The following is a 20,472-nucleotide window of genomic DNA, read 5'->3' as shown; positions in this document are numbered from 1 at the left end:
ATAGGACAGAAAGAACTGCTATCGGTTATCCTTCTCATCTGGAGTATATCTACAACACGGACAACAACCGATTGTTGAGTATAACCGAACTCGGGGAACAATATACCTACAACAATAGAGGCGACCTCCTTACTGCAACAGATGGATATACTTTCTCCTACGACAGAGAAGGAAGACTCGAAAAGATAACTCAATCTACAGGTGGACAAATCCATAAACTTAAATTCCTGTATTCCTCGGAAGGGAGAAGGATAAGGAAGATAGATAGTTCTGCAACCAAAGTTGATACAACTTATTATGTCTACGACGGAATGTTTGCAGTAGCCGAACTCAACGGCCATCTTGACTTAAAATCCAAATATGTCTATACTAATGGTATGTTAGTAGGAAGGATAGATTCGGATGGAAAACTATATCAATACTTCCACGATGGATTGGGGTCTATTACAATGATTTGTGACTCTACCGGTAATTACAGAAATCTTTATCTCTATGATGATTTCGGAAATTTCAGGAAGAAAACCGAAAATGTTCCCAACCACTACTATTATACCGGGCAGGAAAGGGATGAAGAACCGTCCGGGCTTTACAATTTGAGAGCAAGATATTATGCATCTACTATTGGCAGATTTACCCAGGAGGACCCGGTGTTGGATGTAGAAAATGGTGAATTGGGTTTAAATAATTGTAATCTCTGTCGTGGGCTAAAAATAAATTTGTTGATTACATCTGTCGAAAGCCCACAGGCATTAAACGCTTATATATATGCTATTAATAACCCTACTAATATTTTGGATCCAACTGGTGAAATTGTACAAATAGCTTTTAATCCTTGTTTATATTGCAGTGCCTGTGCAGGTGGCGCGTTGTTTGGGTGTTTTGTTGGATGTAAATATGCTCCTGACTATAAGCAATGTGTGAAAGAATGTATAAAATCGATACCTTGTGAACGACTCTGGCCACACAAAGATGATCCAATTTCAGGTATATGCTTCGGTATGTGTACGATTTGCGGACTCAAAATAATAGGGAAAGATGCACTCCCTCTTCCGAATATGGGGAACAAATAAGATATAGAAACTTTAACAATAAGAAAAAGATAATAGATTAAAGGAGGATTAGCAGAGAAAATGAAAAAATCAAAGTTTAACGATATATTCACTTATGGATTCAGCTGGTTGGTTTTTACATTGTTTTTGTTTTATATGGGTTTTTATAACCGAGGATTACAAATAGGGAAGGCTTTATTATTAGTTCTTGGAACGATAGCAATTGGGGGATTAATAATTCCTCTTTTGCTGCGAAGATACTGGAAAAATCAGATTTACCTTCCACAGTTAATTTTAGTTTGCATTCTGGGTATATTACTCTTGTTTTTGGCTACTAAAATGTATCGTTTAGTTTTTTTTATTTCTGTTTTTACCTGGGGGTATATAACGACTATGCGATTTTCATTTTCAAAACATAAAAATGAGATAGACGAAAAAAATTCAATTTATACAAAGTTTGCTGATGCGTTGGACATAATGCTTTTTATGGTGGTCTTTGGTATTTTCTGGTTAATATCCTCTATATTTAAAGTTGAAACATTGCTAGGATACGATATAACCCTATTTGGTCCACTTTTGGGGGTTTGGGTAGTTTTACTCTATAGAATTATTTCTATGATTGCCCAAAAAGTGCCAAATAAAACAAAAGTTCTACGAATACTTCTGTTATGTGAAATAGGTATATTCGTATATCTTTTCCTTGCAAGAGTAATTTGTAGGTAGAAGTGAAGGAAATACGGGCAGGGAAGGCAGATTGGAAAATATAACTCAATCTACCGGTGGCGAGATCCGTAAACTTAAATTTCTCTATTCTTCGGAAAAGAGAAGAATAGTGAATCAGGGTTTTGAGTTTAGTGTTTCGGGTTAACAGTTGGGATTTGGAATCCTAAGTTCTGTTTCATTTTTGAATTTTTATTTGTAATTTTGCATTTGGGCGGCTTTGCCTGCGAACGGTTATCTGTTGTTTTCATGCAATATGTCACCTATTATTTTTCGGAATAAATGTCACATTTTTTCATAAATAAATGTCCTATTTTCATCTGGATGTTCTATTCTTCAAAATATCCTCTATTACTTTGTTTCTCTTCACAAGAGAGTTCTCCTCCGATATCTCCGTTCGATAGATAACCTTACCCTCATTTAAAACCCATATCGTCCCTTCGGCAGAAAACCCCACTTCTACTTCCTTTCTCGTCGGATTTAGCTTCCTTCTCGTTAGAGGAAGAAATATCTCCTCTTTATAAAAACTTATTGTGCCATCGCTCGAGACACACCTTATATACGGTAAATACTAAAATCAAGATTTATACCAAAAACACTCTTATAAGCACTTCCTTCTATCCTCGGTCTTATCTTGAGCCTCTTATTCCAGTAAAAAAAATACATCCTTTAGAAAAGTGTTCGCTTCCTCATAGTCTTTTATCTTTACCAGCCACATCTCATTTATAAGTCTATCCTGAAGAGTCCCAAAATCCCTCTCTATCCTCCCTTTCGCCCGGGGTGAATTCGCCGGTATTACAACAATACCAAGGTCCTTTAATATCTTCTCTATATGAGTCTCTTCTTACCCAGGACTCACTTTATAATGTCCTCCATATCTTGTGGGTTTGAAATGGGATGCTTTATCAATAGACAAGAATAAAAAACCTTTATTTTCAATAACTTTCCTTATCCCTTCCATATTGTTAAAAGCTGTATCTTTAGGGAAAACTTTGCAAACAATAATTCATTTGTGGCATCATCTATTTATTGTTATGAGATACCACTCCTCTGGAATGTATCTCTTCTAAATCATCTAACTTCTCTTGAAATAGGCAATATTAAATCTATTGCCATATTTTCCCTTGAATAAATCCGTTAACCTCTCAAAAGGTCCGGAATACCTTTTCTTCCGACTTTTTTCTTAGAAATAATCCCTCTAAGACCTTCCTCCTTATAAGCTCTTTTTAGCCTTAAAGCATGATGATAACTAACTACTAAAAGAATGGTTACTTGATTATCTTTTATTTCTCTTTTAAGCCAACTATCGATTATTTCTTGTTTTTAATATTTCATGGTAAGAGAATATGCTTACAAAGTTACTTCCTTTTGGACAAAGAGGTAACCTTTTTCTTTCTTTCTCAATATGAATGTCATATTCTACTCCCAAAATGTGGCATTTATTTATGGAATTAAAATAGGACATTTTATTTATAATAATAACAATGCAATATTTCCCCCTTGACAATTAATTTTTTTTTGTTATAATATAAACTGAAATTTATTAGAAAGGAGGTGTATAATGAGATTTAGTATGAAATTAAAGTTTGGTAGATAAGGCCTTTTCTCCTTACTTCTATTAGGAGAAAAGGCTAAATTTCTTTAAGGATTCTTCTATGGTTTTATGATTATGAGAAAAAGGTAATTGTAATTAAAGAAACAAAAATTAAGGAGGTTAAGATCGATGAGACGTTTAATAGGATTAATAATAAGTTTAATTAGCATAATGCTTTTTGCTCAAAATGCTGGAAGCACAATTAACAATGTTCTCCACATCCCAAAATTAGCTATTCAGCCAATAATTGATGGAGAGTTAGATGAAGAGTTAGATACACCAAATCTTCCAGATGTTGGGATGTTTGTTTATGTAGATGATCAAGTCCCCTCTGATGGAGCGGCTGATTTATCCGGTTTTTATATTGCAGGTTGGGTCGATGGAGATACCCCTGGATTTTATTTCTATGGAAGAGTTATTGATGACTCAGTAGACACTCAACACCAAAATCCTTGGGAACGTGACTCCTGGGAAATTTACTTTGATGGTGGAAATGAAAAAGCTGCTTCCTATGATGGTAACGATGTCCAGTGGAGATATGTCTATGGAGAAGAGACTGGAAACCCTGGACCTGGTGAGTTTGTAACAACACTAACTTCAAATGGTTGGGCTATTGAACTTTGGATTCCTGCTGATTCCCTACAGAAAAATGGTACTCCGCTATTCTCTCTACAAGAAGGAACAATCATTGGTTGGGAAGCTCAGGTAAATGATAACGATGGAGCAGACCGCGAAAATATTCTAAAATGGTGGTCTAATAGCAATGACTCCTGGCAGAATCCAAGTCTATTTGGAACTGCAAAACTTGCTAATGATGATGTAAAACTTCAGATACCATATATTGAACTTCCTCCTGCAAGTATTGATGGTTTTGATGATGATTGGGAAGGTGTTCCAGCAATAACAATGAGTGTGGGTGGAGAAAGAAGCTATCCAGATGGAGGAAGATTTGACCTTTCTTCATATTATCGTATTGCTTGGAATGCAGACGGTATCTATTTCTATGGAAAAGTTGTTGATGACTCAATAGACACTCAACACCAAAATCCTTGGGAACGTGACTCCTGGGAAATTTACTTTGATGGTGGAAATGAAAAAGCTGCTTCCTATGATGGTAACGATGTCCAATGGAGATATGTCTATAACGAAGAGACTGGAAACCCTGGACCTGGTAGTGTATCAGGTGGGACAATAGCCTGGACATCAACCTCAGACGGTTGGGCTCTTGAATTAGTAATTCCAGTTGATTCACTCAAGAAAGATGGAAATCCCTTATTCCCTCTACAAGAAGGACAAATCATTGGTTGGGAAGCCCAGATAAATGAGAACGATGGTGGAAACCGTCAAAATATGCTAAAATGGTGGTCTTACAGCAACGACTCCTGGCAGAATCCAAGTCTATTTGGAACTGCAGTATTATCAGTTCTGGGTGTTGCCGAAGCTCCTCTTGCTGTAAAACTCTCTGCTCCAGCTCTTGTTAATTCAAATGCGAAAATTTCATACACCATTCTTGCAAGAAGCTCTGTGAACTTGAAGCTTTACAACTTAGTTGGTCAGGAAGTAAAGACCCTTGTTAAGGGTGTAAAGGACGCTGGAACACAAGAAGCAGAGCTTGATGTAAGTGATCTTGCAAATGGTGTATATCTACTCAAACTAACAGCAGGTTCTAGCGAAGTAGCAAAGAAAATAACGGTCCTGAAATAGCTCAGGACCAAAAATAAAAACCCGTGGCTTCTGCCACGGGTTTTTATTTTATTCTATATTTTTTCATCTTGTATCTAATCGCTCTTTCAGAAATACCCAATTCTTTTGCAGCTCTACTTTGATTCCAGCTGTATCTCTCTAAAGCTTCTAAAATCATCTCCATTTCGACTTTTTCAATTACATCTCTTAACTTTCCACTATGCCTTATTTTTTTATCCACTGAAAGCGGAATATCCTCTATAGAAATATATTTCCCCCGACAAAAAACAACTGCTCTTTTAATAATATTCTCAAGTTCCCTCACATTTCCTGGAAAATCATAAGAAAGAAGTTTTTTTAAAGCCTCCTCTGTTATTCCCTTAATTTCTTTCCCTTCTTTTTCCGCCTCTATTTTTATAAAATGGTCCACAAGCAAAGGAATGTCTTCTTTTCTCTTCCTTAAAGGTGGAACCTGGATACGAATTACATTTAAACGATAATATAAATCTTCCCTGAATTTTCCTTCTTCAACTTCCTTCTCTATATCCCTATTTGTAGCGGAAATTAATCTAACATCAATAGGTATCTCTTTATTAGAGCCAATTCTTGTTATTTTTTTCTCCTCTATTACCCTTAATAACTTAACCTGAACGTCTTTTGACAATTCTCCAATTTCATCAAGAAATATTGTTCCAAAAGAAGCAAATTCAAACTTTCCAATTCTTCTTTTATCAGCTCCTGTAAAAGCCCCTTTCTCGTAGCCAAACAATTCAGATTCTATAAGAGTTTCTGGAAGTGCCGCAAGATGGACAACAACAAACAATTTATCATTTCTTTTTGAAAGATTGTGAATTGCACCTGCAATGAGCTCTTTACCAGTTCCACTTTCCCCTGTTATAAGAACATTTGCATCACTTTTGGCAGCCCTAAAAACAAAAGACATTAAATCTTCCATTATTCCAGAACTATAAATTATCCTATCATATTGAAATTTTTCTTTCAAAGATTCTCTGAGTTCCAAGTTCTCTCTTTTAAGATTTAGATTATCCAAAGCCTTTTTTATTACAACAATAAGTTCATCCACATCAATAGGCTTAGTTAAATAATCAAAGGCTCCTTCTTTCATTGCCTCTACAGCATTATCGACCTCTGCAAAAGCAGTAATAATTATAACTGGAATTAAAGGATTCATTTCTTTAACTTTTTTTAGGACCTCTATTCCAGATAAATCTGGTAACTTCCTATCAAGGAGAACTAAATCAAAATAGCCTTTACCAAAAATAGAAATTGCTTCTTCTCCTTTTGAGGCTTCTTCTACAAAATACCCTTCTTTAAGAAGAATCTTTCTCAATAACTCTCTTTGATTGGCTTCATCTTCAATGAGTAAAATATTTATTTTATCCATTTATAGGTAAAAGAATATCAACCATTGTTTCTTTTCCACTTGAAATCCTAATATTTCCCCCATGAGCCTCAATAATCTTCTTCGTCAAATATAAACCAAGCCCACTTTGTTTTTTATCCGAATAAAAAGGCTCAAATACTCGAGGGATCTTCTCTTTCTCAATTCCTTTACCATTATCCACAAATAAGATTCTTCCAGTATTTCCAGCTTTTTTTAAAATTATTTTTATCTTGCTTGCTTTTGCTTCAAGTGCATTCTTTATTATATTAGAAAAAGCAGAAACCAATAGGACTCTATTACCTTCCACAACTAATTTCCCTGAACTCTCTATTTCAAACTTTACTACTTCTTTTTTATTATTCACAAGAGAAATTGATTCTCTAATAATACTTTCAAGATCTACAATTTTCTTATCAATTTTAGAAAGCGTCAATAATCTTAGAGAATCCATAACTAAATTCATTTTTTTAACTTCTTCCTTAAGGAGCCTTCCCTCTTCTTTCTCTATTTGCTTAGCAAGTAGAGAAAGAGTATTAAGAGAATTCCTCAACTCATGGGAAAAACCTGAAGAGAGGGCACTTAGTTCCTCAAGATGACGAATCTCTCTTTCTTTATCAATTCTAAAATTTTCAAATTTTGTAAATTTGTATAAAAAGAAAATAATTAAAACAGAAAAAGTTAATATTATCAATATAAGCAAAAACATATTAATTGAAGTTACTACTAAAAGGGGTTTCATAGAAAAACCAGCAATTATTCTCTCCCCATTCTTCCTCCCTTCAATCTGAAAAATTTTGCCAACTGGAGTTTCTAAAATATGAAGACCTTCACCTTTAAGAGGAAGGAATTCCTCATAAATAGAACTGTAAAGAATAGGAGAATTATTTTCATCAAGGATTGAAAAATAAAGAAGATTAGAAGAAGTGACAAGCGAATCGAAAATTTCAGAAATTTCTCCTCTTCCATAATCTTTCTTTGATAATAAAAGAATGTTATAATCTTTCTGAGTTATATTTACTAAATAGAAAGAGCTCTCTCCTATATTTAATAAAGTTCCATAAAGCTTATTCATTAATTCTCTTTTGTAGAAATCCAGGATAGGCTCTTCTAAATCAGGAAATTTAATGAAGTTTTCCAGAATCACAGAATCTCTAAAAATCCACAGTCCCTCTATATCTTCCGGAAAAGATATTTTTTTTTCTTTTATCCATTCTTCAAGAATCTTAAATCCCTTTTCCTTCAAGTTGTTTATTTCTACTTTATTTAACTCTTTTTCGCCTTTTAAATAATTATCGGCCATCACTGCTAATAACTGAAAAGCTGTTTTATAGCTATTTTTATAGGCCTCTTCTATATTTCTATTTGTTATCCTTACTATAGTAAAAACAAACCCACTTATTACCACCAATATAACAAAAATTAAAATTTTTGATTTCATTATAAAAATTTAATAAAAATCTTCAAAAAATCAATTGAATTCCTACCCCAAAGCTATTTTCTGTATAATTTAAAGTTTCTATGGTGGAGTTGTTATCTATAGAACTTAAAACAAAAAATAACCAAAATTTATCCCTTAGCATTCTCCTACATTGGAAATCAAAAAGCCATCCTGAATCTTTACGTCGGATCTCACCAATCTCAAAGAAATCTCTTCTAAAGAGATCTAAACTCAGGTCTAAATAAAACTTTCCTTTAATAAAAGATTTTTTAATTAAAAAAGTGAGATTCGTATTTTTCTTAACACCTTCACTCTCAAAGAAGGGGTCTAAAAGAAGAGAATCTATAATAAGATATTCCTTTGGATCAGATAATACAGAATAAAAAGCCGATAAAGAGAAATTAAAATCTTCTGTTAAAGGAAAGTCCATTTCAAGTGAAAACATCCGGTAAGGTAATTTTTCGTTTTCATATAACATTAAACCCATTCCTCCCCTAGATACAAGATAGAAAAAAGGCATCGGAATTGATACATATGAGTTTAATCCGCCCTTAACGTAATCTTTAATAGAATCAGAATTAAAATTCATTAACTTGACTTCCGTCCCAACGAATAATAAATATCTCCCAAAATTCACTAAAATGGAATCTCCGATAGAGAGTTTATTTAATCTATACTGTTCATAAGTCAATGGAGTAAAATTGTACCCCTCAATATATACAAAATTTTTATTACCAAGCTCCGGAAGACTGATTTTCTTCTGAATACTTATCTTATTTCCAAAAAAGATATCATCCAAATTAAATTCAATCATTGAGAAGGTTCCCAAATAATCAAGATCAAAGAATCCAGAATAACTAAAAAAAGGAGAAATTTCGGTCTTGTTACCACCTTTTTCTATCTCACTAATAAAATACAAATTATTAGTATACAAATTAGAGATTAATAAGCCAACCTTCCCAAACAAAGTAAGTGGTAGGAGCAACATAATTGCTCCTACCACTTTATCACTTATTCTCCTACCCATTTTATTTTCCCTTTCCTTTATGTATTTTCTCTTCCGTTCTCTTCTTCTGCATTTCCCCTACCCTGCTTCCTTCTCTTTCCTGAGTTCTAACTCTATTACGGAGTTCCTCCCCCACCCATTCTGGAAAACCTTCCCTATTTCTAAGAGTCACTTCTTCCCTATTTCTAAGGTTTCTCATTTCTCTAACAAGCAATAATTTCCCCCCGTCAAAATCAACTTCAGAACCTCTTACTTCTATCTCATCTCCACATCTAATTTTATTTCGCAAGAACCACTCTGGCCCAAGTTGAACTCTCACTCTTTCTCTTTCCTTAACTCTTATTAAAGCTTCGAATTTAAGAGCTTTTCCATCAATATACAAAAATTCTATTTTTCCCTTAATCTTTTTCTCTTTTCTCGGATCGTATACGTATCTCCTCTCATGAAGTCTCGTTCTTACCCAGAGAGGCTCGTATCTCTCATTTCTAAAAGCATATCTATGTTCATTCTTTATCATTATTCGCACTTTCAACCTGTAACCTTCAAATTTCCCATAAAGCCTTACCCTTTCCCCTACTACCAACTCTTCATTTAAAAACCATCCTGGACCAAGATGAGCCTCAACCATTTCCTCATCCTGCGTTCTTATCTTCGCTTGTAATGTTCTAACTTCACTTTCAGGCGACAAAACTTCCTCTATCTCTATAACTTCACCTTCAATGGCAACTTCATCTTCCAAAAGTTCAACCTCCGCAGCTCTAAGGAACCAAATTGGACTAAACACTGTAAGTAACAACAATAACCTCTTCATAATTTACCTCCTTTCTTTTTTTTATAAATTCAACTCTTTCCATACTTACTCCTTTTTTATCTTAATATACAAGTTCTGTTCCATTTTTATAAAATAAATTTTTTAAAGCAATATGACCTTGAATCCCAAGAAGATAAAATACCTCAATATTATATCCTACAAACCATCTTTTCGACAATTTTGGAAAATCCGTCAATTTTGACGACTCTTGAAGTTTTCAAAATTTTAAATAAGATGTATTTATGTTAAAAGCCGTGATTTTCGATTTAGATGGTGTTATAATAGACAGCGAACCTTTTCACTATGAGGTAAATAAAAAAATTTTTGCCCATCTTGGAATAAATATGAGTGAAAAGGAATACGAAAGTTATATAGGAACCAGTCACGAATATATGTGGAGTAAAATAAAGAGAAAATACAACCTACCGCAAGCAGTTTCAGAACTCGTCAATATGCAGGTTAGTGGGAACATCAATTATATCAAGAACGAAAAGATAGAAGGAATTGAAGGAGTTGTGAGTTTGCTTTCAAGGCTCAAAAAAGCAAATATAAAAATGGCGATTGCCTCTTCTTCTCCAAAAGAAGTGATTGAACTTGTAATAAACAAACTTAAAATAAGTCAATATTTTTCTGCTATTGTGGGGGGTGAAGAATTGAAAAGAAGTAAACCTGCACCAGACATCTTTTTAAAAGCGGCAGAGCGTTTGAAAGTTGAACCCGCAAATTGCGTTGTAATCGAAGACTCGGAAAATGGAGTTAAAGCTGCAAAAGCTGCGGGAATGAAATGTATTGGATTTAAAAATCCAAACTCAGGAAATCAGAATCTAAAAAAAGCCGACTTTATTATTGAGAAATACAGTTCATTAAAGATGAGCTCTTTAAGAAATTTATTTTCAGAATAAAACTTTTTCTTAAAGAAAGTATTTTCATTTAACAATAAAATTAACCTGACTTGACAAATCTTTATCCTTATCTGATACTGCCTGAAGGCAATAATTTCCAGGCTTTATCTGCCAGAGAAAGCTGTGTTCTCCAGTGGTTTCTTTTAATGGTTTTCCGTTTAAAAACCAGTGAACTTTTCCTTCTTCTGTGGTTGTAAGTTCTATTTTTATGGACTGATATTCAGGCTTTACATTGGATAATCGGTAAAAGATTGCTCCATCCTTGGGATGGACTATTTTAAATCTTTCCTCCTCTATGATTTTATTTGAGGTATTCTTTGCCTCAAAACCCTCTACCCATTCTTTGTATTTACCAGGTAAAACAGTGTAAACTTTCCCTTTATCAAAACTGTGCATATCACAACTGTCTTTGTAATACGCAATAAGATTCTCTATAGGGATTATTTCTTCAACCACAGACGGACAATAATGAGTTGGTTTCTTACCAGAAAGAGGACAGATTTTAACTCTAGTAAGTTCCTCAGGTAAAGGTTTTTTTTCAGGAAAATCTTTTCTACTGTAAAGGAGATACATAATATTTGCAAAAAGAGGGCCTGCTCCTGAAACTCCTGAGACTTTTTGCATCGGAGTATGGTCAAAATTACCAACCCAAACAGCCAAAGTATAATCTTCGGTAAAGCCAACAGTCCAGTTGTCGCAGAAACGAAAAGAAGTTCCTGTCTTTACAGCACAGGGAAATGGGAAATTCAGCACAGAATTAAAACCAAATTCAGAGGTCCTTGCAAATTTATCGCTTAAGATATCAGCTATCAAATAATTCAATTCTGGTCGAGAGATAATTTTATTACTTTCAGGGTATTTTTTTTCTTCTCCATCTATTTCAAGAATTTCTTTAATAGGTATAAAACTTCCAAGTCTAGCAAGACACATATAAGCCCTTCCAAGTTCAAATAGAGAAACCTCCCCCCCTCCAAGAACAAGACCAACACCATAGTAATCTGCATCTTTATCCAGAGAATTGAATTCGTATTCCTTTAAGCGATTTAAAAATCTATCTATTCCCACTTTTACAAGAATTCTCGTAGCAGGAACATTTAGAGAATTTGCTAAGGCTTCACGAACTCTAATTGGTCCATAAAATTCCTTAGAATAATTCTTGGGGCTGTATATCCCTGTTGGCATCCTGTAGTGAGTTGGAATGTCCGAAACTACTGTGGCAGGTGTAAAACCATCTTCAAAGGCAAGAAGATATAAAAAAGGTTTTAATGTAGAGCCAGGTTGACGAAGGGCCCGGACAGCATCGTATTCTCCATTGTGTTCTGTATCAAAAAAATCTGCAGAACCGACATAGGCAAGAACTTCACCGGTAAAGTTGTCAAGTAGAATAACAGCCGCATTAGTTACATTAAAAGGAGAAAGGGCCTTTATCACTCTATTTACCTGTTCCTGAACCATTTTTTGCAATTCAAGATCAATCGGGACTCTGACATTTTGAACTTCTTCTGGTAGATCTTTTAGGAGTGTAAAAACAAAATGTGGCGCGGCAAAAGATGCTGTTTGAGGCAATAAAGAAATATCTTCTTTAAGGACTCTTTCTATTCTTTCTTCCTCTATCAGCCCTCCTTTTGCCATTTTTTCAAGAATGTATCTCTGTCTTCTTCTTATTTCTTCCAAATTTTTATAAGGATTAAGGCGGGTTGGTGAATTGGGAATAGAAGCTAAAAAACTAGCCTGGGCAAGAGTTAAATCTGAAGACGAAATACCAAAATATGCTTTGGAACCTGCTTCAACACCGTACAAATTTCCACCCATAGGAATTCTATTTACGTAAGCCTCAAGGATTTTTTCTTTACTTAATCCCGCCTCAAGGCGATAAGCAAAGTATGCTTCTTTTATCTTTTTAAGGAAAGTTCTCTTCCCAGGTCTAACCATCCTTGCGAGTTGAAGTGTTATAGTTGAAGCACCAGAAACCACTTTTTTCGCCTTTAGATTTTGTAAGAACGCTCTAAATATCGCCTTATAATCAACACCGTTATGATAGTAGAAATTTTTATCTTCAGAAGCTATAATTGCCTGAATAAAATAAGGCGAAACCTTATCTAAATCAACAGAAACCGAGTGAGTCGAATTCTCTGATAGAACTTCTTGCAACAATTTCCCGTTTCTATCATAGAATCTCACGGAATGGAAACTTTTTCTCTTGAGGTCTTCTTCTCTAATGGGAATAAGTAAAGGGGTAAAACGAAAGCCAAAAATTATAGCAAGTATACATCCAAGAATAATCAACTGTAATTTTCTCTTATTTATAGTTCTAAAAGCCATCCCTTTCAAAAATAGATCTAAAATCTATATCTAGGTAATTTTCCCTATATCCTAACTTCATTCACCCACTACTTCTATAAATCCCTCGCTACAAGTCCCGAATTGTTCAGGTTCATACATTAAACTAACTTTTGCAAATGGCCAGAGAAAATAACCGGAAGTGGTGGCACGGAGTAGATATTTATATTTATATATCCCTGGTCTTACTTCGTCCGCAAAAAGTGCAACTCTGTCATCTCGCAACTCCGTATGATTTATCGGATTCCAGGAACCTCCTCTTGTAACTGTTCCTTGCGATTTAATATTGTATCTTATGGAGGTTGTCTTTAGTGAAGCATCAATCACCTCAAGGCCTGAAGGTAATGGATCATCAATTACGAGATGGTAAGAAGTCTGTGGCACTTTGAATTCAAGCTCCACTTCAAGGATATCCCCAGTTTTTACTTTAACCATCGGAAGAGGTTCTTTCTTATATTCACCAATAAGTGTGCCTGTATTTAAATTTCTCACAGTTCTTTTTATCGTAAGACCTTCATTTCGTGAGCTCTGAGTCCCTTTTAATCTATAAGAGTAAGAAAGAACATAATAGAGATATCCTACCCCTTTCTTGGAAAGGATAATCTTATTAAGCCCAGAAGGTATTTTCGATATGGGAACAAATTCCTCAAAAGGTTTATACTGATAGCTTTTGAACATATGCGATAGAACCTTTTCTCCTGCAAGAAAAACATCAGCCGAGTATTTTGGAGGCTTTGTTTCCCTCTTAAGAGAAATTTCAACAAGCCCATCAATTGCTTTTGCATTTTCGTAGGTGTATCTCCATTTTCCATTTTTCCTTGCATTTAGAATATAACGGGCAAATTTGGAAATGAATTCACTTTCAGGTTCCATTTCGAGAAATAACTTTATAGCCTCGGAGGTCGTTATTACAGGAGAAGACATAAATAACCATGAAGGAGGTAAGTCTTTCGGAGTTTCGAAATGAGCGGTTTGTGCTGTAACGAATATTCCATTTTTGATCTCTTTCAAGAGTATTTTTGCTTCCCTTCCCCATCTTCCCGATTTATAAAGGAGATAAGCAAGAGAAATTTGCGCTCCAAAACTTAATTCCTTTCTTCGATTGAAGTATTCCTCAAAGTAAGTCTCATCGGTTTTCCCAAGGTAATGCATACCAAGCAAGATGTTAATTCTGTATTCTGCAAGAGATTGCCAGGAATAGAAAGTATAACAGGGATTTCTCAAGGTATATTCAAAAAATTTGAGGAGACTTTCCTTTACCTCACTCGGAATCTTGTATCCCAATTCCTCTGACCTTTTGAAAAGATAAGCAACATAAGGAGAAAGGTAACAATCCGATTCATGACTTGTTGGCCAGAATTTAAACCCTCCGTCCGAATTTTGCATCAAAAGAATTTTTCTTATGTTTGCCTCTATTACTCTATCTACTGGTTTCACTGCCTTAAGCTCAAATCCATATTTATCAGAGAGATATTTAAGCATAATTAAAGCAAGGAGTTTACTTGAAGTCTGTTCTAAACATCCATAGGGATACTCAACAAGATATTTTGCTCCTTCTCCTATATTAGCAAGAGCTGTGCTTGAAAGAGTTATCTCAAGACCACCCATATCTTTTCGAACACTCCCATCCACTTTTATTGCCTCCTCTACTTTATCTTTTGTTTCTCCAACAGCTACTACAGTCTCAGTTGTTAGCAATTCCTGAACTTCGAGTTTTGTCTCAACCGCATCAGACTCTTTTATTTCCTTTCCACCAAAAGTTCCGGTAAAATAGGCTGTAAACTTTAAAATTGCTTCCCCTTTCTTAACTGCCTCAAAGGGGAAAAGAACCGATTTTGATTGTCCTGGCTTTAAAGAGATTTCTTTTATCAATGGTTCATCCTGTTTGAATATTAACGAGTTCCCTCCTATTTCAGCAGAAACCTTAACAGAGCCTTCTGCCTCTGTAGAATTCGTGATTGCAACTCCTCCCTTGAAACTGTCTCCAAGACGAGCAAATCTCGGAAGAACAGGACGCAAAACAAAAGGTTGAGTTACAACGATTTTCTCATCCTTATATCCAAAAAAATTATTCTCTCCAACTGCAACAACCATTATTCTCCATGTCGTTAAATTATCCGGGAGTTTAAATCGGAAAGACGCCTCGCCGTTTTTATCTGTAACCAGACTCGGATTGTAATAAGCCAATCTCAGGAATTTCTTTCGAACTATGGGTTCTCCAACCATTGCTTCTGCTCCTCCTCCATAACCATAACCTTTTTGCAGAAGTTCCTCTTTTGTTATTATAAATGGGCGATTGTCTGTTATTCTCGCGGATAAACCTCTATGAGCGTAGACAAGTTTCACAAGGTCAGGAGGAGTGTATCCGGTTAAAGAAAGAATAGCTTCATCTGCGACCATAACAGTCAATTCACTCCTGTGTCCTTTTTTATCCTTACGGGTGACTTTTACATTGACATTTAGTTCTTCTTGAGGCCTGAGTTTTTTGCTCGATGGTGTTATCTTTACATTGAGATATCTATCGGCAATTGAGACTTTAAATATCGAAAATCCAATCTTCTCAAGATGCTTCCCTGTTTCTTCTTCCACAGGAACAATGGGTTCTCCAAGACGATAAAGCACAGCCCCAACATAGGCATTTGGCAGCATCTCTTCTGTTACAACAAAAGTATAGGTAAAACCTCCACCTTTAATTTCTTTTGAATCTTTAAGGAAAATCTTTTCTCTCGAAACCGTGATGAAAAGTTCTGCACGAGGGAAAGGTGATTTTATGAAAGCCTTTGCCGTATCTCCAACTTTGTATTCCTTCTTATCCATTATGATTTCAAGTTTGTCCTCTCCTGTTTCTTCCCAGGGAACATAACTTTCTCCTGCTACCCAAACCGAAGTCGCTGCAGAAGTTCCGCTATTCGGATTATCCCTTAGCTCTGCAAATACAGCGTAAGAACCTGCCTCTTCAGGCGAAAAACTAACTTCTTTTGGAGAGTCATCACTAATTATTTCTTTTATAGCAACAACTTTCTTTATCATTGTGTTTTCAACTCTGAATTCACCATCCGGGTTTTGCGTCTTAACAGAATGGTATTCTCTCTTAATTAACTTTACAGTTACAGGTATTCCAGAAAGAGCCTTTCCTTCTGGAGAAGAAACTATAACGTCTACCTTAAATGTGTCTTTTGCGGCTACTATCCAATTATTAAGTTTTATGCCAATTAATCTTCTATCAGGTAAAACAGTAATGCTTTTATTTGCTGAAGATGTCTGATTTGAAACATCTGTAACTTCCACATCGAAAAGATAATTCATATAACAAGGAACATCTTCTGGTCTAAAAATAATTGTTTTAACTCCCTTACCTTTCTTATCCAGCTTTTTCGTTTCTCTAAGATATGTAGCACTTAAAGAAGAACGCCTCTCAAGTAAGTAATCCGGAACTCCAAAAGAAAATTCTTCCCAACCTTTTGGGATAAAGACCGTTTTTCTACGGGTTATGTTAAGAGAAGAGAGTGCACCTCCCATAGGAGATCCAAAATAATATTTTCCTTCCCATGAAATTTCAATGGGTTCCCCCAGAACTGCTATCTCTCTACCCACATTCATCTTGACTTCAAATTCCGGAACCCTAAATTCAGCAAGACGAAAATTACCATGAATTTTCAAGTTGTATCTTATGTTTTCGGCAGTGATATAATAATAACCAAGAGGCTGATCCTCTTTTGTTGGAATTTCAAAGTTAAAAGTTCCAAATTCGTTAACCTTAACCTCTGTAACCTCCTTTTCTCCTCCATGTGGGTCTCTTACTTTCACTGTAAAGGATAATCCTTCCCCTGTATGCAACTTTCCATAAAGGAGGTATCTTACGACTCCCTTTAATCGAACAGTATCTCCTGGACGATACAGATGACGATCTGAAAATATCACTCCACGACAAATAGGCCTTTCTGCTTCCCAGTCAGGTTCTATTCCAAAATCCCAAAGGGATGGATTCCCATATTCCTCCGTATGGATAAAAGTCCAATCATCATCCTTTTCTACTACGATAAGAAGTGTTGGAGGTTCAGCGAATCCATATTTTTCAATGTCGTATAGAATATCATCAGGGTCTGCCTCAGGTGGATAAAGTTCATTTAACACTTTATTAGTTATCCTTCTTTTTGTACATCGTTGCATCTCAGAAGCAGAAAGGATAAGCATTCCTTTTTCATCTGTTGCCCCCACATAACAGGGAGATATTCTATCTATATTTTTATCTGTGATAAGATCCCAGATTTTTTCAAGTCTTGGTAGGTCATCCTCTCTGTATATTTTAACTTTTGCCCCAGCAATAGGCTTCCCATCTGTAAGCTGATTTAATTTAACAATGCCCCCTGTCGGATGAAACTGAGTGTATATTCCAATGTTCGTTCGGAGAATTAACCCATTAAATCTTATCGGTTGAGAATAGCACAATACTTCTGGGGAGGTGAATTTATAGGCAACCGCACCAAATTTTCCTCCTCTTAGATATGGAGCAAGGTCAAAATATATTTTCCCAACCTTTTCCTCATTTAATTCTATATCCCTATAAGATTCTTTTACCTTAAGATTTTTTATCAATTCATCTATAATGTAGTAAGAAGAAAGTCTCTCTCTAACAAGAATATCTTTAGGTTCTAACCTCTGCATTACGTAGAAAACTTTATTTATATTAACAGTCTTTACCCCAAGTTTTGGCTCTATATTTGGTGTTATAAGTTGATAACCAGATGGCCCCCACATCTTCGGAGTCAGTTCTCCAGTTACGAAAGAAGTTACTTGGGGATTTTCTATTTTCTGACCATAAATGTCTATAAGGTCTGGACCTATAATTACTCTATATTTAGTCTTTGGCTCCAGATATTCTTCGTTAAGTCCAAGAAAATAATAATAGTCATCCCAACAGGGAGAGTATTCACTCAATGGATTTTTTTCTCCTTTTGGGGAAAGAGAGATATTTATTTTTGCACTTTCCCAATCAGGAGTATTGGTAAAAGAGAGATAAGGAACTGTTGTAAGCTTATATCCACAATGTCCACAGAAAGAGGTCTCTATAAATCTAAATGGAGGATAAGTTCTGAAAGTCGAAGAGTATTCCTGCTCTGTCAGCCTATTCCCTCTTTTTGTCTTAATTCCAGAATGAAGCACGACTGTGTATTTGGTATCCTTTTTCAAATTTTTTACTGGCTTTAGAATATAATTATATCTCAGGTAATACATACCAATATCTTCTTCATCTCTTGGATTCCCTTTTGCTTCGAGAAATTTATATACAACTTTTTCTTCTGTTTCAGTTTCGAAAAATTCTATTTTACTTTTCAAAGAGCTTGTATCTAAAGAGGTGTTACTCGTAATTCTAACTTCTTGGTCAAGGTCAATATGATGAGATTTGTCAGATGGATAGACTTCTATTCGAGGCAATGGAGTTTTAAACTCCCAGGTAAAATCTTCCTTAAGTTCATTTCCGAAAATATCTCTAAGACCCTTTTTAACTTTCACAATATAGTGAGTTGACATTGGTAGGCTGTGTTCAGGTTCAAAAACAACTTCGGAAGTTCCAAGAATTCTAAATTTGCCTTCAACCGCAGGCTCAAGACTGAAATGACTCAAAATCGAATCTCTCTTTGCATCACTTAAAGTAGCAAGGGGTATTAAAGGATTGTTAAAATTTATACTTATTTGAACCTGTCCATATGTTTCACCTTTGGGATTGTATGATGTTACCGTAAGTTCTCTGGATGAAATAGTTGTTCCGCTTACCGGTTCTTTGGAAAGTATCAGTTTCTTGTTGATTTTTATCTTCGGATAAAACAAAAATGCAATTAATATTAAGCCTATAATAACAGTTGCAAAAATCCACACTTTTTTCTGTTTAAATTTTTCTACAATTTTTTTCCTGTCTCTCTTTATCTTTGTTAATTTTTTTGATTTCTTAGTAGTTTTTTTTGATTTTTTTCTATTATTCTTTTCCATCAATTCCTCCTTATTTATTACAAAGCTCAGTATAATAAAGAAAATATCTAAGTCAAGATATTTTACTTTATACTGAACCAAAAGAGTTAAATCTAAAGAAGAAATTAATAATAATTAGGAAATTAGGATTAAGAAACCAATACTTCTTCTTAGAAAAATTTTGCTAAGCTTCTTGAACTTCTTAGATTTTAAAAACTAAAAAATTGAAAAAAGGAGGTAGGGTGTAAAGAACACCCTACCTCCTTCTCATAGATCCCTTAATTTAAAGTTCTATATCTTCAATGGGTAAATAAGTTGCAAGAGGTTCCTCAGAACCATCTGAGAATATTACCATTACCACAGACTGATGTTCCATATCCTCAGGATCCCAGATAACTCCTTCTATATCCGCAGCATGAGCACCGTCTTTTGTAATTTCTCCTTTCACAGTTCTTTTCTCATAATCCCCTTCATAAATAGGCTTTGAAATGTTCACCGTCATTTTCCAATCATCCGAATCTTCAAGAACAATAACCCCAGAATCATCTTCTTTTCTGGTAAGAGTTAAATCAACTCGATAATCATTGCTTTTTCTGTTAATAGCCCAAAAACGAAGGGTTCCTACAAATTCAGAGTCAAGTGTATTTATAGCAATAGGAGTCAAAATTGAGAAACCTATCTGGAAGCATCCAATAATTTCATAGATTAAGGAAAGATTTTTTATTTCTTCGGGTGAATTATATTCAGCTTTGAACTTTATCCAAGCAAGGTCTTTATTATCCAATCCCAATTTCGCCCATACTTTCTTTGGCAAAGTATCCTGGTAGAAAGCAAATGAATCTACAAAAAGACTTGCAGGATGAGAATTACCAACTGTATCTATAAAGACCCACAGGAACAAAATACCGTTAGAAGGATTGTTTGGATTTTTATGAACCCAACATGCTGAATCCACATCATATTCCCAAGTTCCATAAAGTGACTCAAATCCAGGTGGCTGTCTAAATCCTCTGAGCTTTTTCATGGTTAGACTCGCCTCTAATGTAGGAACATAACTGCTTACTCCAGGAAGAGGTGGTTCATATTGAGTAAAATCATATAGAACTTGATTGGCTTCACTCATCATAGCTTGGGCAAACGTTGTAGAAAGACCCGCAAGAAACTCTTCTGTCTCATCTTTTGAGACTTCCTTCTTCCCACAAGAAGTAACAACTAATAGGAGCCCAACTACTACCAAAAAAGCTCTCCAAAACTTCATAAAACACCTCCTTTTATTTTATAACCTTTCTTTTTGTTTTAACCCCGGTGAAACCGAGAAAGTGTAGTTACAAAAAACACATTTATAAGGAAGCTTCCCCTTTTTCACAAAAAATATTTCATTACACTCAGGGCATATAATTTTTTCTTGATAAGAAGAATTTTTTACATTTTCAACAAATTCCATAACACTTCGACACTCTGAACAAACTGGGCTTCTTTCTTTTTCTCCAGGAATCCATATAAAATTACCACACCCTTTACATTCAAATTCTTTCATTATAAAAATAATAAACAAAA

General features: G+C 35.0%; 13 protein-coding genes. 4 read left to right on the top strand and 9 right to left on the bottom strand.

Annotation, left to right across the window (positions count from 1 at the left end; translation table 11 throughout):
• The first annotated feature begins 377 nt into the window (after positions 1 to 377).
• Positions 378 to 1,070 (top strand): RHS repeat-associated core domain-containing protein, encoded by a 693-nt coding sequence (locus tag ABIN61_01055; GenBank protein MEO0292795.1) that lies wholly within the window; start codon positions 378 to 380, stop codon positions 1,068 to 1,070.
• A 60-nt stretch (positions 1,071 to 1,130) separates the two neighbouring features.
• Positions 1,131 to 1,772 carry a hypothetical protein gene (locus tag ABIN61_01050; protein MEO0292794.1) on the top strand — a complete coding sequence of 214 codons (642 nt, stop codon included), beginning with the start codon at positions 1,131 to 1,133 and terminating at the stop codon, positions 1,770 to 1,772.
• Between the two features lie 313 nt (positions 1,773 to 2,085).
• On the opposite strand, the gene ABIN61_01045 is transcribed toward ABIN61_01050, so the two are convergent.
• Complete coding sequence (locus ABIN61_01045) at positions 2,086 to 2,226, bottom strand: hypothetical protein (GenBank protein ID MEO0292793.1); 141 nt, start codon at positions 2,224 to 2,226, stop codon at positions 2,086 to 2,088.
• 1,266 nt (positions 2,227 to 3,492) lie between these two features.
• On the opposite strand from ABIN61_01045, the gene ABIN61_01040 reads away from it, so the two are divergent.
• Positions 3,493 to 5,067, top strand: a complete 1,575-nt coding sequence (locus ABIN61_01040; GenBank protein MEO0292792.1) for a sugar-binding protein — start codon at positions 3,493 to 3,495, stop codon at positions 5,065 to 5,067.
• Positions 5,068 to 5,110: 43 nt separating this feature from the next.
• On the opposite strand, the gene ABIN61_01035 is transcribed toward ABIN61_01040, so the two are convergent.
• Genes ABIN61_01035 through ABIN61_01020 form a run of 4 tightly spaced genes read right to left on the bottom strand, consistent with a single transcriptional unit; the run spans position 5,111 to position 9,706 of the window.
• On the bottom strand, positions 5,111 to 6,451 hold the full coding sequence (locus ABIN61_01035; GenBank protein ID MEO0292791.1) for a sigma-54 dependent transcriptional regulator: 1,341 nt from the start codon (positions 6,449 to 6,451) through the stop codon (positions 5,111 to 5,113).
• On the bottom strand, positions 6,444 to 7,889 hold the full coding sequence (locus ABIN61_01030) for a HAMP domain-containing sensor histidine kinase (GenBank protein ID MEO0292790.1): 1,446 nt from the start codon (positions 7,887 to 7,889) through the stop codon (positions 6,444 to 6,446). Before ABIN61_01030 ends, ABIN61_01035 begins: the two co-directional genes overlap by 8 nt.
• 22 nt (positions 7,890 to 7,911) lie before the next feature.
• Positions 7,912 to 8,916 carry a hypothetical protein gene (locus tag ABIN61_01025; GenBank protein MEO0292789.1) on the bottom strand — a complete coding sequence of 335 codons (1,005 nt, stop codon included), beginning with the start codon at positions 8,914 to 8,916 and terminating at the stop codon, positions 7,912 to 7,914.
• A gap of 1 nt (position 8,917) precedes the next feature.
• Positions 8,918 to 9,706 (bottom strand): hypothetical protein, encoded by a 789-nt coding sequence (locus ABIN61_01020; GenBank protein MEO0292788.1) that lies wholly within the window; start codon positions 9,704 to 9,706, stop codon positions 8,918 to 8,920.
• A gap of 242 nt (positions 9,707 to 9,948) precedes the next feature.
• On the opposite strand from ABIN61_01020, the gene ABIN61_01015 reads away from it, so the two are divergent.
• Positions 9,949 to 10,608 carry an HAD family phosphatase gene (locus ABIN61_01015; GenBank protein MEO0292787.1) on the top strand — a complete coding sequence of 220 codons (660 nt, stop codon included), beginning with the start codon at positions 9,949 to 9,951 and terminating at the stop codon, positions 10,606 to 10,608.
• A 24-nt stretch (positions 10,609 to 10,632) separates the two neighbouring features.
• Here ABIN61_01015 and pbpC read toward each other — a convergent pair whose 3' ends face one another.
• The 4 genes from pbpC to ABIN61_00995 all read right to left on the bottom strand — a co-directional run bounded on the left by pbpC (position 10,633) and on the right by ABIN61_00995 (position 20,452).
• Positions 10,633 to 12,930, bottom strand: a complete 2,298-nt coding sequence (pbpC, locus tag ABIN61_01010; GenBank protein ID MEO0292786.1) for a penicillin-binding protein 1C — start codon at positions 12,928 to 12,930, stop codon at positions 10,633 to 10,635.
• 57 nt (positions 12,931 to 12,987) lie between these two features.
• On the bottom strand, positions 12,988 to 18,936 hold the full coding sequence (locus tag ABIN61_01005; GenBank protein ID MEO0292785.1) for an alpha-2-macroglobulin family protein: 5,949 nt from the start codon (positions 18,934 to 18,936) through the stop codon (positions 12,988 to 12,990).
• 262 nt (positions 18,937 to 19,198) lie between these two features.
• A complete protein-coding gene (locus ABIN61_01000) occupies positions 19,199 to 20,173 on the bottom strand; it encodes a hypothetical protein (GenBank protein MEO0292784.1) in 975 nt (324 codons plus the stop codon).
• An 18-nt stretch (positions 20,174 to 20,191) separates the two neighbouring features.
• A complete protein-coding gene (locus tag ABIN61_00995; GenBank protein MEO0292783.1) occupies positions 20,192 to 20,452 on the bottom strand; it encodes a hypothetical protein in 261 nt (86 codons plus the stop codon).
• Positions 20,453 to 20,472: the final 20 nt, after the last annotated feature.

The sequence above is a fragment of the candidate division WOR-3 bacterium genome, from assembly GCA_039804165.1.
Lineage (GTDB): Bacteria > Hydrothermota > UBA3072 > UBA3072 > UBA3072 > JAFGHJ01.
The sequence above is the reverse complement of the archived record's forward strand: the minus strand, read 5'-3'. Positions and strand labels throughout refer to the sequence as shown.

What these genes read in the sequence shown, in the direction of transcription:
- ABIN61_01005 (MEO0292785.1), bottom strand. Translation starts at nt 18,936, where the DNA reads ATGGAAAAGAATAATAGAAAAAAATCAAAAAAAACTACTAAGAAATCA.
- ABIN61_01055 (MEO0292795.1), top strand. Translation starts at nt 378, where the DNA reads ATGTTAGTAGGAAGGATAGATTCGGATGGAAAACTATATCAATACTTC.
- pbpC (MEO0292786.1), bottom strand. Translation starts at nt 12,930, where the DNA reads ATGGCTTTTAGAACTATAAATAAGAGAAAATTACAGTTGATTATTCTT.
- ABIN61_01030 (MEO0292790.1), bottom strand. Translation starts at nt 7,889, where the DNA reads ATGAAATCAAAAATTTTAATTTTTGTTATATTGGTGGTAATAAGTGGG.
- ABIN61_00995 (MEO0292783.1), bottom strand. Translation starts at nt 20,452, where the DNA reads ATGAAAGAATTTGAATGTAAAGGGTGTGGTAATTTTATATGGATTCCT.
- ABIN61_01000 (MEO0292784.1), bottom strand. Translation starts at nt 20,173, where the DNA reads ATGAAGTTTTGGAGAGCTTTTTTGGTAGTAGTTGGGCTCCTATTAGTT.
- ABIN61_01050 (MEO0292794.1), top strand. Translation starts at nt 1,131, where the DNA reads ATGAAAAAATCAAAGTTTAACGATATATTCACTTATGGATTCAGCTGG.
- ABIN61_01035 (MEO0292791.1), bottom strand. Translation starts at nt 6,451, where the DNA reads ATGGATAAAATAAATATTTTACTCATTGAAGATGAAGCCAATCAAAGA.
- ABIN61_01015 (MEO0292787.1), top strand. Translation starts at nt 9,949, where the DNA reads ATGTTAAAAGCCGTGATTTTCGATTTAGATGGTGTTATAATAGACAGC.
- ABIN61_01020 (MEO0292788.1), bottom strand. Translation starts at nt 9,706, where the DNA reads ATGAAGAGGTTATTGTTGTTACTTACAGTGTTTAGTCCAATTTGGTTC.
- ABIN61_01040 (MEO0292792.1), top strand. Translation starts at nt 3,493, where the DNA reads ATGAGACGTTTAATAGGATTAATAATAAGTTTAATTAGCATAATGCTT.
- ABIN61_01025 (MEO0292789.1), bottom strand. Translation starts at nt 8,916, where the DNA reads ATGGGTAGGAGAATAAGTGATAAAGTGGTAGGAGCAATTATGTTGCTC.